We start from the raw sequence: 15,412 nt of genomic DNA on the forward strand, positions 1-15,412 counted from the left end.
TTAGCGGCCTTCGCGGAGTGAATCCTGATTCTCGCGCGCGATCGCGTCCGGGTTTTTGATCTTCGCATATTCAAGCGTTTCGGTATCGACAAAGACGTCGCCGGAACTTTTCGGCGCGTATTTCTCGCCGAGCACCTCAACGACCGTCGGATTTCGTGGAGCGGCATCGTCTCCGTGCGGCGAGTAAAAGTAGCCTTCGACGACAACCCCTTTCTCTTTGTATTCCGGATCCTGCAGCAAAAGCTCGTGGAGACCCTTGAGTTTGTAGTGCGGCACCGACGCATAGATGTGATGTGGAAGGTGATAGTCCATGCCGAAAGGAAAGACGGCGTAGCGGATGAAGGGATTTACGAGAAAAACGCGCGAATTCGTGTAGCGGCCGCGATCGGCGTTTCCGTGCTGCACCCACTGGCGCATGATCATGAACAGAGGGAACGTCGTGAATAGCGGCACGACCCACAGCAGCGCGAAATAGTGCCAGGCCGGTCCCCAGCCTGCAACCTGAACGGCGGACAACGCGGTATACATGATGGCCATGTAAACGACGCGGCTGATGTTTGTCGTCCGGTGGGAGATGACCGTCTCGACATGCGCGTGCGGGAGTTTGTCTTCGTCGAGGCGCGCGAAATACGTGATGACAAGTGCAGTCAGTAGGCCGAGCGCAGCAAACGCCAAGCCGCCGTGGTTCGTTTGAATTAATGGAATGACGATCAGCGGCGCACCGACTGCGTAAAGAATACCGGCAAGAGTCGGCAATCTCTCGCCGCGACGTTCGCGATCGACATAAGGATTGTTGACGGTGCCGAGGGCGCTGTAGCGCGCCCGCGCCAGCGTGTAGCGGAACAAATTGGGGAGCCAAAGCTGCTTTCCGAGTGCGGCAAGCATCTCGAAATGGGTGATCGGGAAATCGAGATCGTGGCCGCTATCGTGCAGTTGCGCGAAATCAGGGTCACGCACCGGATCATTGATGAACTGATGATGCGCGAGGTGATGCAGCCGGAAATGAAAGGTTGAGGTATAGATCGGAAACGCCGCTAGCCAATCGGACGCGAGTTCATTAAGTATCTTGTTCTCAAAGAGAATAAAATGGGTTCCCTCGTGAATGACGCCGCCGAATTGATGTTGCGACGCGCCAATCGCGGTGATCGCCGCGAGCGTTGTGGGAACATCCCACCACCAGCTCAGGCCGTTTGCGGCGACGAGGTGATAGCTCCAAATGGCACCAGCGATCGACGCCACGATCACGATGTAGACAACGGCTATGTGAGCAAAATTCGTATAATTATCGCGTTTCTTTAGCTCACGGATGGCCGCGCCGCGCCGCACACCCTTACGTGGGCCCGTTTCCGGAGTGTTCGCACTGGCCGCAGGATTTGGCGCGAGCTGTGAAACCGCCTCGGATTTTCTTAGGGCGGAGCCGGCATTTACAGTCATTTCGTGCCTCGATATTGAGCCTGCGAATGCGTTCGCAGTAACGCGATGCGTCTCGGCTTATCCAGACGATATCCTGGATATCAAAATACGGCACCAACTATCATTCAGAAAATCAAATAAGCTAATAAGACAAATAAGCAATTCGCGGCTTGTGACGCTTCGGTAACGCTTTTTTACCAACGGGCGCCCGACGTTCGTGCCTTTCCCGCCTCGCTCGTATAGCTGCCCTTCGGTACGATCAATTCGCTCGCCAAAGTGATTCGCAAGCGATGCGAATCGGCGCGCGTTGATAAACGAGGAGGACCGTACTCGGATGAATTACAAGGCGCTCGCGGCTGAAGCATTCGGCACTTTCATGCTTATGGCATCCGTTCTGGGTGCCGCCTTCTACTCTTTCGGTGCGCCCGCGGGCGCGGCCGGAATTCTCGGCGTGGCGTTGTCGATCGGTTGTACTGTTATGGTCATGGCCTATGCCGTCGGCCAGATTTCAGGCGGACACTTTAATCCGGCGGTTACGCTCGGTCTCGTCGCCGGGGGCCGTTTCGAGGCCGGTAAAGCAGTCCCGTACATCATCGTGCAAGTCATCGGCGCCTGCGCGGCATGTGGAATTTTCTCACTCGTCGGCCATACGGGTGCAAATTTCGCGGCCAACGGCTACGGCGACCTTTCCATGCTCAAGGCTACGTGGTCCCAGGTCTTTGTTCTCGAAACTGTGCTGACGGCGTTCTTCATCCTGGTCATCATGGGCGTAACCCGAGAGAATGGACCGAGCCTGCTCGCGCCACTCGCGATCGGCCTTACGCTCACCGCGATCCACCTCATGGCCATTCCGATCTCCAATGCCTCCGTTAACCCTGCTCGCAGCCTCGCAGCAGCGCTCTATGCAGGTGGGGAGGCACTGTCGCAGGTTTGGCTGTTCTGGGTTGCCCCGATCCTTGGCGGCATTATCGGAGGCCTCTTCGGCAAGTGGCTGCTCGACGAATCATGACTTCTGTCGAGAACGGTGGCGGGATATCAGTCCCGCCATCAGCTCTAAATTCTCCTTTCGAGTCGGAGCCGAGCGACGATCCCGTGACAGAAGCTCGCGGCTCAAGCTGTCGAAACCGCCGGGTTTTCCTTGCGCTCGGCCAGGATGTGTGCGAGCACGCGGGCGTGCCGGAGCGCAGGGGATCGAATTTGCGCATTTTTTGATGCCTTTTTGATCTGCACCATATTTAGCTTTGGACCTTTTCGGCACTTTCCCCCTGCGCTCTTGATCGACTGTCTGGCGCCCCAGCGCCGGACCATCAAACTTGTGCAGATGGAGACTACATCTATTGGAAAGCAAGACGTTCGCTGACCTAGGGCTTTCGCCCAAGGTTCAGGCAGCAATAACGGCCGCTGGGTACGTCAACCCGACCCCTATCCAAGCCGCCGCAATTCCGGTTGCCGTAACCGGCCGCGATGTTCTCGGCATCGCTCAGACAGGAACCGGTAAGACCGCTTCCTTTACACTCCCGATGATTACGCGGCTCGAAACAGGTCGAGCCCGGGCGCGTATGCCGCGCTCTCTTATTCTCGCGCCGACGCGCGAGCTCGCGGCGCAGGTGGCGCAGAGTTTCGAAAAATACGGCATCAATCACAAACTATCAGTCGCGCTCCTTATCGGCGGCGTATCGATGGACGATCAAGTCAAGAAACTGGACCGTGGCGTCGATGTGCTGATCGCGACACCCGGGCGCTTACTCGATCATTTCGGACGCGGGCGCGTCATGCTGATGGGCGTCGAAATTCTCGTTATCGACGAAGCCGACCGCATGCTCGACATGGGCTTCATTCCCGACATCGAGAAAATTTGCAAACTGCTGCCCCCGCGGCGACAGACGCTGTTCTTTTCTGCAACGATGCCTCCGGAAATCACGCGCCTCGTCAATCAATTCCTGAAAGATCCAGTGCGGATTGAGGTCGCCAAGCCCGCGACGACTGCAAAAACAATCACCCAGCGCTTCGTTTACTGCCAAAACGGTGAAGACTGGGCGAAGCGCGAGATCCTCCGCGAGCTTATCCGTGATGGCAACGTCAAAAACGCGATCATTTTCTGCAATCGCAAGCGCGACGTTGCGGTGCTCTATAAATCGCTGACGAAGCACGGGTTCAACGCCGGCGCATTGCATGGCGATATGGATCAGACGAGCCGCATGGACACGCTCGATAAGTTCCGCAACGGCGAAATCATGCTGCTTGCGGCTTCCGACGTTGCGGCGCGCGGCCTCGATATCCCGGACGTTTCGCACGTCTTCAATTTCGACCTACCCTGGGCCGCTGACGATTACGTGCATCGCATCGGCCGAACGGGCCGGGCGGGACGCGAGGGGTATTCTGCTTCTCTCGTCAGCCCCGACGATTTGAAATTTGTCGCCGACATCGAGAAGGTGACGGGCGAAGCTGCCGTCTGGCTCGGCGATCCCCCGACCGACGAAGACATTGCCGGCGCGGGTAAGCGACGGCGAGGACGCGGCGGACGTGCCAGTTCCGGACGCGGAGCCTCTCAAGGAAAATCCGCAAAATCTCGTGGCGCCGGCGGCGAGCATCGCGCGCCCGAGTCGCGGGCCACCAATGGGGCCCAGCGGCGAGCTTCGACGGGCACGAGTGACGAAAGCGCCCAAAAAGCGCAACGGCAGCAAGCTAAGCCGGAGCGTCAACAGAAAAACGGGCGGCCGCAATCTGGAGCGGCGCAGACTCCTAAACCCGTCCGGCGTCAGCGGGCCGCCGACAGCTGGACGGATGAGCCAAAAACGCCGCGGCGCGAACCGGCAGAGGAACGTCCGAGCAAGGACCTGCGGCACAAACCGCAACCTGCCTCGCGAAGCGACGAACGGCTCGGGTTCGCTGAAAACGTTCCGGCATTTATGCGAAGGCCGGTACGTCCGGACAAAGTTCGAGGTCGGGGCTAGGGTTCCCGATTTCACTCAAGCTCGCACCACGACCGCGGTGATTTGGCTTTTGGGCGTCAGCGATCCGCAGGGGCGAAACCCGGCGGGACGGCTGGTTCGAGGTTAACGCTCTCTCCGCAGCCGCAAGCGCTCTTCTGGTTCGGATTATTGAAGACAAACTGCGACGAGAGCTTATCGACTTTGTAGTCCATCTCGGTGCCGAGCAGGTACATGATCGCGGCAGGATCGATGAGCACGACGGCGCCCTTATCTTCGACGACCTCATCGAACTTGCCGATCTCATCGGCCCAGGTCATCGTGTATTCCATGCCCGCGCAACCGCCCTTCTTGACGCCGATCTTCAGCGCCTTGACGCCCGGCTTCTGGGCGATCAGTGCCGCGACGCGCGCAGCTGCGGCGTCCGTCAATGTCATGACCTTTGGCATCATTCTAAGCGACGGCACCTAGGCCTCCGTGGTTCGAGTCGTCTGGCGACGAATATATGGGAATTCGAATGGCAAAAGCGAGATGCCTCAAAACATGCCAAGGGCCAGTCGCGCTTCGTCGGACATCCGGCTTTGATCCCAAGGGGGATCGAACACGATATCGACTTTCGTCTGGGCTACGCCGGCGACCGCCGATACCGCATTTTCGACCCATATCGGCATTTCTCCTGCGACCGGACACCCCGGCGCAGTCAAGGTCATCTCAATGGCGACGTTGCGATCATCGTCGATCTCGACCTTGTAGATGAGGCCAAGCTCGTAGATGTCGGCGGGAATCTCGGGGTCGTAAACGGTCTTCAGGGCGGCAACGATATCGTTCGTCAGCCTCTCAATTTCTTCCGGCGGCAACGGAGGTGAAGTTGACGCGGTTGCAGCTGCTTCGACGGGAGGAGCCAACGCAACGTTATCCTCCGAGGGCGCGTCAAGTGACTCGACCGCCGTCTTCAGCGCTTCGCGCTCTTCGGTTTTCTGCTTCCCATCATGCATCGGAAGCTCCTGGGGCAATGATGTCATGTAAAAAGGTCGTGGGCTTTGGTCAGCGCAGTGACGAGCGCATCGACTTCGCTCTTGGTATTGTACAACGCAAATGATGCGCGGCAGGTTGCGGTGACACCCAGCCGCTCCATCAATGGCTGCGCGCAATGGTGCCCGGCGCGGATCGCAACGCCTGAGCGATCGATGATTGTCGAAACGTCGTGCGGATGGAGACCATCGACAGCGAACGAGAAAATCGCACCTTTGCCGGGCGCCGTGCCATAAAGCTTGAGCCACGGAAGCCCAGCCAAACGCTCCGCCGCATATGCTCCGAGTTCCGCTTCGTAGCGCGCGATTTTCTCACGCCCGATCTGCATCATGTAATTGAGCGCGGCGCCAAGACCGACCGCTTCGACGATGGCGGGCGTCCCTGCTTCAAAGCGATGGGGTGGCTTATTGTAAGTAATCCGGTCGAGCGTAACGCTCTCGATCATATCGCCACCGCCTTCGTAGGGTGGCATAGAATCAAGATGCTGCTTCTTGGCGTAAAGGACTCCGATGCCCGTGGGGCCATACGTTTTGTGACCCGTAAAGACATAGAAGTCGCAATCGAGATCGCGGACGTCGACGGCCATGTGCACCGCGCCCTGGCTGCCGTCGATCAGAACGGGGACACCTTTGGCATGCGCCAGCCGAACGATCTCCTTCACTGGATTGATGGTGCCGAGGACGTTTGACATGTGCGTCACGGCGACCATCTTGGTGCGTTTGGTGATCAGCTGATCGATCTTGTCGATCATCAGCTCGCCGCTGTCGGTCATCGGCGCCCATTTCAGCACCGCGCCGTTGCGCTCCCGCAGAAAATGCCAAGGTACGATATTGGCGTGGTGCTCCATGATCGTAATGACGATCTCGTCGCCTTGACCGATCATCGGCTCTCCGAACGAGCGCGCGACGAGGTTGATGGCGCTCGTCGCGTTGCGCGTAAAGATAATCTCATCGGCGTGCTCGGCATTGAGGAAGCGCCGAACCGTCTCGCGCGCGGCTTCGTAGTGATCAGTCGCAACATTCGACAGATGGTGCAGACCGCGATGCACGTTAGCGTATTCGAAGCGATACGCGTAATCCATCGCGTCGATGACGGAACGCGGTTTCTGGGCAGATGCGCCGTTGTCGAGGTAGACCAACGGCCGGTCATGAACCTCACGGAAGAGGATCGGGAAGTCCGTCCGTATAAGATAGACGTCGTATGGCGCGGCAGTCAGACCCGCTTGTGAACCCGCACTCCGCGCCGGAGAAATTTTTGTTTCACTTCCCATCTTGGGTTCCTATCCACGCGTTGAATCAGCGAGCCAGTTCGTCGCCAGCGTCATCAGCGCCGTGTGAATTTCAGGATTTTCGACCTTGTCGATCGCTTCGCCGATGAACGATTCAATCATCAGGGCGCGGGCTTCTCTTTCCGGAATTCCGCGCGAGCGGCAATAAAAGAGCAAATCCGGATCAAGTTCGGCCGAGGTCGTACCGTGCCCGCAGACCACGTCGTCGGCGAAGATTTCGAGCTCGGGTTTCGAGTCGAACTCGGCATCTTCGGATAGCATCAACGCCTGCGACATCTGTTTGCCGTCCGTCTTTTGCGCATCCGGCCGGACGATGATCTTGCCCTGGAACACGCCGCGCCCATGGCCGTCGAGAACGCCTTTGAACAGCTCGCGGCTTTCGCAACCCGGCACCGCGTGATCGACCACAAGCGTGGTGTCGACGTGTTCATTGGTGCGAGCCATGTAGGCACCGGACAGATCGAGCTTACCACCCTCGCCCGTGTAAAGGATGTTGATCTCGTTGCGCGCGAGACCGAGTCCTGATGAGAACTGAAAGCCGTGGTACGTTGCGTCAGCTCCGAGCGAGACATCCCAATTGGCGAGATGCACGCACTTGCCTTCATCGACCGCGGCTTTGACGTGGCTCAGCTTTGCGCCGTCGCCGACGGTCACTTCCGAAAATGCGTTGCTTTGGGCGTCTTTCGCAGCGCCTGGAACGGTAACGTAAGCCTCGATGATCGTCGCCGTCGCTTCCTTGCCGACCGAAATGACGTTACGCACAGCGACCGAATTCTTTTCGCCGCCCGCGCGCGCGAAAACAACCAGCAGCGGTTTTGCCAGTTCGACCTTGTCAGAGATCCGAACGATCGCGCCATCGGTCATGAAGGCCGTGTTGAGTGACGCTATAGCCCCGCTCGCTTCGACATTCGCCAGTCCATCGGCAACCTTGTCGGGGGCGGATGCCAGCGTATTTCCAAGCGACGCAACGTCGAGACCGGGGGCATCACCGACATCGTCCAGCTCCGCACGATGCCGACCGTTAACGAACGCCACGCGATGGGCGTCGATATGCGCGAGCGGGCCGAGAGCGACAATCAGCTCGGCGATCGTCAGCGGCGTCGCATCATCGACGGCTGGCGGAAGCGCTTCCTTTAGGTTGGCCCGAAGATCGGTGTACTTCCATTCCTCGATGCGCCGATGCGGAAGCCCAAGCGAACCGAATGTACCGATGGCCTCGGCACGCTTTGCCTTTACTGCTGCGCTTCCCGGAAGCTTCGCGACCGTTGCCTCGAATACTTCGGTCAGAGCCTGCTCGGCCTTCGTTTTCATAACTGCTACGTTCATGTCACGCCGCCTTGCCGGTGTAGTCCGCGTAACCCGACTTCTCTAGTTCGAGAGCGAGTTCCTTGCCGCCGGTTTTCTGAATGCGTCCATCGGCCAACACGTGAACCTTGTCAGGTACGATGTAATTCAATAGCCGCTGATAGTGCGTGATGACGAGAAATGCCCGATCCTTGTCGCGAAGCGCATTGACGCCTTCGGCGACAATACGAAGCGCATCGATGTCCAGGCCCGAATCCGTTTCGTCGAGTACGCAAAGCGTCGGTTCGAGCAAAGCCATTTGCAAAATTTCGGAGCGCTTTTTCTCGCCGCCGGAAAAGCCGACGTTGACAGGACGCTTCAGCATCTCGACGTCGATGTTGAGCTTCTCGCCCTTTTCCTTGACGAGTTTCATAAAGGCCGGCGTCGTAAGCTCGGGCTGGCCACGCTTCTTTCGGAGCGCGTTGAGAGCCGTACGCAGGAACGTCAGACCTGCGACGCCCGGGATCTCCATCGGATACTGGAACGCAAGGAATACGCCCTTGGCGGCCCGTTCGTCGGGTTCCATGTCGAGGATCGACTCGCCATTCCACAGGATGTCGCCTTCGGTCACTTCGTAGCCGTCGCGGCCTGCGAGGACATACGCGAGCGTCGACTTGCCCGAGCCGTTCGGGCCCATGATGGCGTGCACTTCACCCTTCGGGACCGTTAGTGACAGACCCTTCAGGATTACGCGGTCTTCGTCCTCTAGCTTTACGTGTAGGTTTTTGATCTCAAGCATTTTTTATCCACTGAACTGATGTGACGTATAACGGTGCCGTTAGCCGACCGAACCTTCGAGCGAAATGCCTATTAGCTTCTGAGTTTCGGCCATGAATTCCATCGGTAGCTGCTGCAGCACGTCACGCACAAAACCGTTGACGACGAGAGCAATCGCCTCCTCGGAAGAAAGTCCGCGCTGCTGGCAATAGAAGAGCATGTCGTCGGATATTTTCGACGTCGTCGCTTCATGCTCGAAATGGGCGCTCGAATTCTTGGCTTCGATGTAGGGCACGGTATGCGCACCGCACTTGTCGCCGATCAGGAGCGAGTCGCAGTTCGTGAAATTGCGGACGCCCGTGGCCTTGCGATGCGCCGAGACGAGTCCGCGATATGTGTTCTGCGAAAAGCCTGCTGCGATGCCCTTGGAAATGATGCGGCTCGACGAATTCTTGCCTAGATGAATCATCTTCGTGCCGCTGTCGACTTGTTGATAGCCGTTCGAGACGGCAATCGAATAAAACTCACCGCGCGAGTAGTCGCCGCGCAGGATGCAGCTCGGATATTTCCATGTGATCGCAGAGCCGGTTTCGACCTGCGTCCACGAAATCTTCGCGTGATGGCCTCGGCAATCGCCGCGCTTCGTCACGAAGTTATAGATTCCGCCCTTGCCCTGCGCATCGCCGGGATACCAGTTCTGGACGGTTGAATATTTGATCTCGGCATCGTCGAGCGCGACAAGTTCGACGACAGCGGCGTGCAGTTGATTTTCGTCGCGCGTCGGCGCCGTGCAGCCTTCGAGGTAGGATACATAGGCGCCCTTGTCGGCGATGATCAATGTGCGCTCGAACTGTCCCGTCTGCTTCTCATTAATGCGGAAGTATGTCGAAAGCTCCATCGGGCAGCGGACGCCTTCCGGCACGTAGACAAACGAGCCGTCCGAGAAGACAGCGGAGTTCAACGCCGCATAGAAATTGTCGGACTGCGGCACGACGGAGCCGAGGTACTTCTTCACCAGTTCCGGATGCTCACGCACGGCTTCCGAGATCGAGCAGAAGATGACGCCGGCTTTCGCCAGTTCTTTCTTGAATGTTGTCACGACCGAGACGCTATCGAACACCGCATCGACCGCAACGCGCGAGGACTGCACTCCAGCAAGAATTTCCTGCTCTTTAAGCGGAATGCCGAGCTTCTTATAGGTTTCGAGCAACTCGGGATCGACTTCGTCGAGCGACTTCGGGCCTTCCGTCGATTTTGGAGCCGCGTAGTAATAGAGGTCCTGAAAATCGATCTTTGGGTAGTGGACGCGTGCCCACGTCGGCTCGGTCATCGCCTTCCAGCGCTGGAAGGCTTCAAGACGCCAATTCAAAAGCCATTCCGGCTCGCCCTTCTTGGCCGAGATATAGCGCACGGTCGACTCGTCGAGCCCTTTCGGGGCTTTGATGCTCTCGATGCGTGTCTCAAAGCCGTACTTGTACTGGTCGACGTCGATCTTTTTGACTTGCTCGATCGTCTCCTGAACAGCAGCCATTTCCTCATCTCTCTTTCAACTGTCGCCGCAGCGCGGCACTTCAACTCTTCTGCCGAATCCTAAGCTGCAATTGCGGGCGCTCCGGCAATCTGCCGCCAAGCTTCCGCGAATGCTGCAATCTCTTCTTTTGTCGTCGCCGGTCCGAGGCTGATGCGGATCGCGCTTGTGGCGATCTCCGGGCCAAGACCCATCGCTTCGAGGACATGGCTTGCGCCGACTTTGCCCGACGAACATGCCGAGCCAGCACTGACCGCAATGCCTGCAAGATCGAGGCGGATCACCAACGTCTCGGCAAGTTTGCCCGGCAGCGCCACCGAAATGGTGTTCACGAGCCGGGGCGCCGTTTCGCCAACGATCACCGCTTGGGGACTGACCCGCCGGATGTGCGCTTCGAGGCTGCCACGCAGTTTCTGAACTGCGTCGATTCCATTCAATTCAGCCTGAGCCGCTTCTGCCGCAGCGCCGAAACCAGCGATCGCTGCGATATTCTCAGTCCCGGCCCGCCGCCGCCGCTCCTGACCTCCGCCACGCAGCAGAGGCACAAGATCAAGATGGTCACGAATAACCAGCGCGCCAACCCCTTTCGGTCCGCCAAATTTGTGCGCCGAGATCGCCATCGTATCGAGGCCAAGTGCCGTAAAATCAATCGGTAGCCGGCCTGCTGCCTGGACTGCATCGGAGTGAATGGCGACGCCGTATGCCCGCGCAAATTCCGCGACTTCGGCGATGGGCTGAATGACACCGGTTTCGTTGTTTGCCATCTGCAGAGCAACGACAGACGGGCCGGCAATGCCACGCTTCAGCAGGTGCTCGGCAATTTCCTCGACACGAACCACGCCATCCTGGCCTGCTGAAAGCATGACAATGTTCGCTTTCGCGCTACGTGCCAGCGCGAGCACCGAATCGTGCTCGATGCTACTTGCAAGAATTGTCGTCCATGGCTGCGCCATGACCCATGCGTTGGCTTCCGAAGCTCCGCTCGTGAATACGATCTCCGATGGCTTCGCGCCGACGAGCCGCGCAACGCTTTCGCGCGCAGCTTCAATGACTGCTCGGGCTCGGCGACCTTCGGCGTGAACAGAAGACGGATTGCCGACGACATCGAGCGCTTCAACCATCGCGGCCTTGGCTTCCGGGCGAAGCGGCGCGGTCGCGTTGTAGTCGAGATAAACGCGTTTCGGTGCGTGCGCTGAAACTGGCGCGGATGCCGACCGGGCTGCGTATTTTCCGCCAGCAACAATGTCAGCCAAACTGACAGACGAAAGGAAGGCCGTCGTTGCTTCGCTCAGGGCGCTCCACAATCCATGCGTCAGACACGGGGTCGCAACTGAGCAACGTGGATCGTTATCGGAACAGCGCGTGAAACGGGTCGCTTCTTCGACCGCAGCCATGATCGCTGCGATGGAAATCTCCGAAGGAAGCTTGGCGAGCCGATAACCGCCCGTCCGGCCGCGCGCGCTCTCGACAAGGCCGGAACGGCGCAGCGGTACGAAGAGCTGCTCCAGGTAGGGCAACGGCAGGTGCTGGCGTTCCGCGACCAGAGACAGGGGAACCGCCGTCTGATCGGCGCGACTGGCGAGGTCCGCCATCGCCATGACCGCATATCGGCCCTTCGTTGTCAGTTCCACGTCTTGTCTCCGGACTAAAGCCGCCTCAAGTGACGGCAAAATCCTTGCCTTGCGCTCGATACCCCCGTCTGTGCTAAGAGAGCCGCCCTGAACAGCGGCGCGCGCTTAACCAATTGCGAGGTATGTTTCGAACTGTTCTAAGTTTATGGAAATCCTGAGCGGACAAGTCAAGGTTTGAGATTTCGAGCACGAGGATTTGAACATCCTAGCCGTCTCCCCGAAGCTCCGGCTGCGCCTGCAGCCCATCACCCGAACCAGAGAAAGTTCTTATGCCTGAACTCATTATCAACGGTCCCGGCGGTCGCCTGGAGGCCCGCTACCACCACGAAAACAATAGCGACAGCCCGATTGCGCTGATCCTGCATCCCCACCCGCAGCTTGGCGGGACGATGAACAATCAGGTGGTCTACACGCTCTATCACACCTTTGCGGCTCGGGGATTTTCGGTCCTCCGCTTCAACTTCCGCGGCGTCGGCCGCAGCCAGGGCGTCTGGGATAGCGGCCCCGGCGAGCTTGCGGACGCCGCGTCGGCGCTGGATTGGCTGCAGCTCGTCAAGCCGGATGCCAAGACCTGCTGGATCGCGGGCGTGTCGTTCGGTACCTGGATCGCGATGCAGCTTCTGATGCGCCGTCCGGAGATCGACGGATTTGTCTGCGTCGCGCCACTTGCCAACCTTTACGATTTCAACTTCCTCGCGCCGTGCCCCTCGTCCGGCCTGCTCATCAACGGCGAACTTGACCGCGTCGTGCCGACGTCGGCGGTTGCTGAAATGTCGGTCAAGACGAAGGTGCAGCGCGGCATCAAGATCGCCCACGAGGTCATTCCCGGCGCCAACCATTTCTTCGAAAACAAGACAGAAGAGCTAGGCGACGTCGTCGGCAAATATCTCGACGAACGGATGATCCAATTCGAGGAAGATCGCGAGCGTAACAAGGAGCGCGAACGTGAGCGAGAGCGCGAACGGCAGCGTCAGCGCGAGCTCGAACGCATGGAAGCGCAGAGCGCGCCTGCTCCCGGAGCCGGTGGCGACGACGATAGCGACGAGGAATAAGAGCCGCGCCGATCACGACGGCATGCGCGCCGGGGCGGGATCGGCGCGTACGCCGCCCGTCAGCGGTTTGGATACGCCTGTCGTACCGGGAAAGGTGATCGGCAGGCCTTTATCGGAACGGACGGCGAGATAGGCCCAAGCTTCCGCTTCCAAGCTATCGCCATTGATATTTGCCGCTTCGGCCGGGACAACGGCGTGATGCACACGCTCGGCCAAGCATCCCATGATTGCGCGATTGAGTCGGCCGCCGCCCGCGACGATCCATAACTCAGGTTCTTGCGGCAGGAACTCGCGTGCTTTGGCAATCGTCTGCGCTGTGAATGCTGCGAGCGTCGCTGCACCATCTTCCGTCGAAAGCTCGGCAATGGCGTCGAGCGTGAAGGCGTTGCGATCTAGCGACTTGGGCGGCGGCTTCGCGAAATAGGGATGGCTAAGAAGAAACCGCACGGCATTTTCATCGACGGTGCCACGAGCTGCCGCTGCGCCGTCATCATCGCGAGCAGCACCCGTTCGCCGCTGCATCCAATCGTCGAGCAAAGCGTTACCAGGACCTGTATCGTATGCGATCAAGTCTCCGTCGCGACCGATCCAAGTGATGTTGGCGACGCCGCCGATGTTGACGATTGCGACCGGGCGCGACGGGAGTTTTTCGATCAGGGCGCGGTGATATACCGGGACCAACGGCGCACCCTGCCCGCCAGCCGCAACATCAGCGGCGCGAAGATCATAGATCACCGGACGGCCCGTTGCGTTCGCAAGCACATCGCCGAGACCGAGTTGCACGGTCAAACCGGCTTCCGGCCGGTGCAGCACCGTCTGCCCATGGAAGCCGATCAGCTCGATCGTTGCGTTGTCGATCCCATTTTTCTTCAGGAATTGCGCAACGGCGGAAACATGGCGGTCGGTCAATTCACGTTCCGCCCCGGCCAGCGAACCTGGGCGTTCACTGCGCGACTGCAGCGTTTTGGCTTCTGCAGTGGCCGCGATCAACATTTGGCGTATTTCGTCATCATAAGGACAGATCAGCGCCGGACCGCGTTTGACGACCTTTTCGCCATCGGTTTCAAGCAAGGCTACGTCGATCCCATCGAGCGAAGTGCCGCTCATCAGCCCGAGCGCGCGCATCACCTTGCTCATCATCATCTTCCCGTGCATGTTGCCGCCGCCGCGACGGCCGAAGACGGCCGTCCGCGGAAAATTGGATCAAGGCCGACGCATCAATGACGACACTCAAGTCCGACTTTCTTAAGATTATGACCGAGCGCGGTTTCGTGCACCAGTGCTCGGACCTCGAAGGGCTGGACAAGCTCGCCTCGGACGGACGCGTCATTGCGTACGCGGGCTACGATTGCACGGCACCGTCATTGCACGTCGGGCATTTGATCTCGATCATGATGCTTTCATGGTTGCAGAGGTCGGGAGGTAAGCCGATTGCACTGATGGGCGGGGGGACAACGCGCGTTGGCGATCCGTCGGGCAAGGACGAGACGCGTCAGCTCCGCTCGGTCGAAGAGATCGACGCCAACAAGGAAAGCATCAAGCGTGTCTTCTCGAACTTTCTGACATTCGGAAGCGGCAAGACCGATGCCGTCATGGTCGATAACGCGGAATGGCTGGCGCCGCTCAACTACATCGAATTTCTCCGCGACGTCGGACGGCATTTTTCTGTCAACCGCATGCTGACAATGGACAGCGCAAAGCTTCGCCTCGATCGCGAGCAGGAGCTGTCGTTCATCGAATTCAATTACATGCTGCTGCAGGCCTACGATTTCGTCGAACTCAATCGGCGTTATGGCTGCAACCTTCAGATGGGCGGCTCCGATCAATGGGGCAACATCGTCACCGGCATCGACCTCGGCCGTCGCATGGGTGTGAAGGAACAGCTTCTGGCGCTGACCTGCCCGTTGCTGACGACGGCGTCGGGCGCGAAGATGGGGAAGACGGCAGCCGGCGCGGTGTGGCTCAACGAGGCGCAGCTTTCGGCTTACGACTACTGGCAGTTCTGGCGGAACACCGAAGACGCTGACGTTTCGCGTTTCCTGAAACTTTTCACGATGCTGCCGCTCGACGAGATTGCGAAACTTTCGGCCCTTGGCGGCGCTGAGATCAACGAGGCCAAAAAGCGGCTCGCGACAGAAGCCACCGCGCTTGTCCATGGGAAAGAAAAAGCAGAGGCTGCCGCCGAGACGGCGCGCAAGACCTTCGAGCAAGGCGCGCTGGCGACGGATCTTCCGACCGTCGAAGTCGCACAAGCCGAACTCGATGCGGGGCTCGGCGTTTTGACGGCGTTCGTTCAAGCAGGGCTTGTTACCTCGAACAGCGAGGCGAGGCGGCAAATTCAGGGTGGCGGTCTTAAGGTCAACGATGCGCTCGTGACAAGCGATAAGGCCGCTCTGAAATTAAGCGACATGCAGGGCGGCGTCATCAAGCTCTCGCTCGGAAAAAAGAAACACGTGCTTCTGAAGCCGGTCTAAAGA

The 15,412-nt window shown here is 58.9% G+C and carries 13 protein-coding genes; 4 read left to right on the forward strand and 9 right to left on the reverse strand.

Annotated elements, in window-relative coordinates:
* Positions 1 to 1,434: a fatty acid desaturase family protein gene (locus VHB22_RS07715; RefSeq protein WP_325456380.1), complete on the reverse strand. Its 1,434-nt coding sequence runs from the start codon at positions 1,432 to 1,434 to the stop codon at positions 1 to 3.
* A 313-nt stretch (positions 1,435 to 1,747) separates the two neighbouring features.
* Here VHB22_RS07715 and VHB22_RS07720 point away from each other — a divergent pair, with 313 nt between their 5' ends.
* On the forward strand, positions 1,748 to 2,422 hold the full coding sequence (locus tag VHB22_RS07720; RefSeq protein WP_325456381.1) for an aquaporin: 675 nt from the start codon (positions 1,748 to 1,750) through the stop codon (positions 2,420 to 2,422).
* Positions 2,423 to 2,750: 328 nt separating this feature from the next.
* Complete coding sequence (locus VHB22_RS07725; protein ID WP_325456382.1) at positions 2,751 to 4,367, forward strand: DEAD/DEAH box helicase; 1,617 nt, start codon at positions 2,751 to 2,753, stop codon at positions 4,365 to 4,367.
* A 56-nt stretch (positions 4,368 to 4,423) separates the two neighbouring features.
* On the opposite strand, the gene VHB22_RS07730 is transcribed toward VHB22_RS07725, so the two are convergent.
* The 7 genes from VHB22_RS07730 to VHB22_RS07760 form a co-directional block, all read right to left on the reverse strand.
* On the reverse strand, positions 4,424 to 4,810 hold the full coding sequence (locus VHB22_RS07730; RefSeq protein ID WP_414652719.1) for a HesB/IscA family protein: 387 nt from the start codon (positions 4,808 to 4,810) through the stop codon (positions 4,424 to 4,426).
* 69 nt (positions 4,811 to 4,879) lie between these two features.
* A complete protein-coding gene (locus tag VHB22_RS07735; protein ID WP_325456514.1) occupies positions 4,880 to 5,338 on the reverse strand; it encodes an SUF system Fe-S cluster assembly protein in 459 nt (152 codons plus the stop codon).
* Positions 5,339 to 5,361: 23 nt separating this feature from the next.
* Positions 5,362 to 6,645 carry a cysteine desulfurase gene (locus VHB22_RS07740; protein WP_325456383.1) on the reverse strand — a complete coding sequence of 428 codons (1,284 nt, stop codon included), beginning with the start codon at positions 6,643 to 6,645 and terminating at the stop codon, positions 5,362 to 5,364.
* Between the two features lie 9 nt (positions 6,646 to 6,654).
* Positions 6,655 to 7,989, reverse strand: coding sequence for a Fe-S cluster assembly protein SufD (sufD, locus tag VHB22_RS07745; protein WP_325456384.1), 1,335 nt, complete (start codon positions 7,987 to 7,989; stop codon positions 6,655 to 6,657).
* A gap of 1 nt (position 7,990) precedes the next feature.
* Positions 7,991 to 8,746, reverse strand: coding sequence for a Fe-S cluster assembly ATPase SufC (sufC, locus tag VHB22_RS07750; protein ID WP_325456385.1), 756 nt, complete (start codon positions 8,744 to 8,746; stop codon positions 7,991 to 7,993).
* 39 nt (positions 8,747 to 8,785) lie between these two features.
* A complete protein-coding gene (gene sufB, locus VHB22_RS07755; protein ID WP_325456386.1) occupies positions 8,786 to 10,255 on the reverse strand; it encodes a Fe-S cluster assembly protein SufB in 1,470 nt (489 codons plus the stop codon).
* Between the two features lie 59 nt (positions 10,256 to 10,314).
* Positions 10,315 to 11,883, reverse strand: coding sequence for an aminotransferase class V-fold PLP-dependent enzyme (locus VHB22_RS07760; RefSeq protein WP_325456387.1), 1,569 nt, complete (start codon positions 11,881 to 11,883; stop codon positions 10,315 to 10,317).
* A gap of 269 nt (positions 11,884 to 12,152) precedes the next feature.
* Here VHB22_RS07760 and VHB22_RS07765 point away from each other — a divergent pair, with 269 nt between their 5' ends.
* A complete protein-coding gene (locus tag VHB22_RS07765) occupies positions 12,153 to 12,935 on the forward strand; it encodes an alpha/beta hydrolase (protein WP_325456388.1) in 783 nt (260 codons plus the stop codon).
* Positions 12,936 to 12,947: 12 nt separating this feature from the next.
* Here the strand turns inward: VHB22_RS07765 and VHB22_RS07770 are convergent, their stop codons facing one another.
* Positions 12,948 to 14,090: an anhydro-N-acetylmuramic acid kinase gene (locus VHB22_RS07770; protein WP_325456389.1), complete on the reverse strand. Its 1,143-nt coding sequence runs from the start codon at positions 14,088 to 14,090 to the stop codon at positions 12,948 to 12,950.
* Positions 14,091 to 14,155: 65 nt separating this feature from the next.
* Here VHB22_RS07770 and tyrS point away from each other — a divergent pair, with 65 nt between their 5' ends.
* Complete coding sequence (gene tyrS / locus VHB22_RS07775) at positions 14,156 to 15,409, forward strand: tyrosine--tRNA ligase (protein WP_325456390.1); 1,254 nt, start codon at positions 14,156 to 14,158, stop codon at positions 15,407 to 15,409.
* Positions 15,410 to 15,412: the final 3 nt, after the last annotated feature.

The sequence above is a fragment of the Hyphomicrobium sp. genome (assembly GCF_035548195.1).
Lineage (GTDB): Bacteria > Pseudomonadota > Alphaproteobacteria > Rhizobiales > Hyphomicrobiaceae > Hyphomicrobium_B.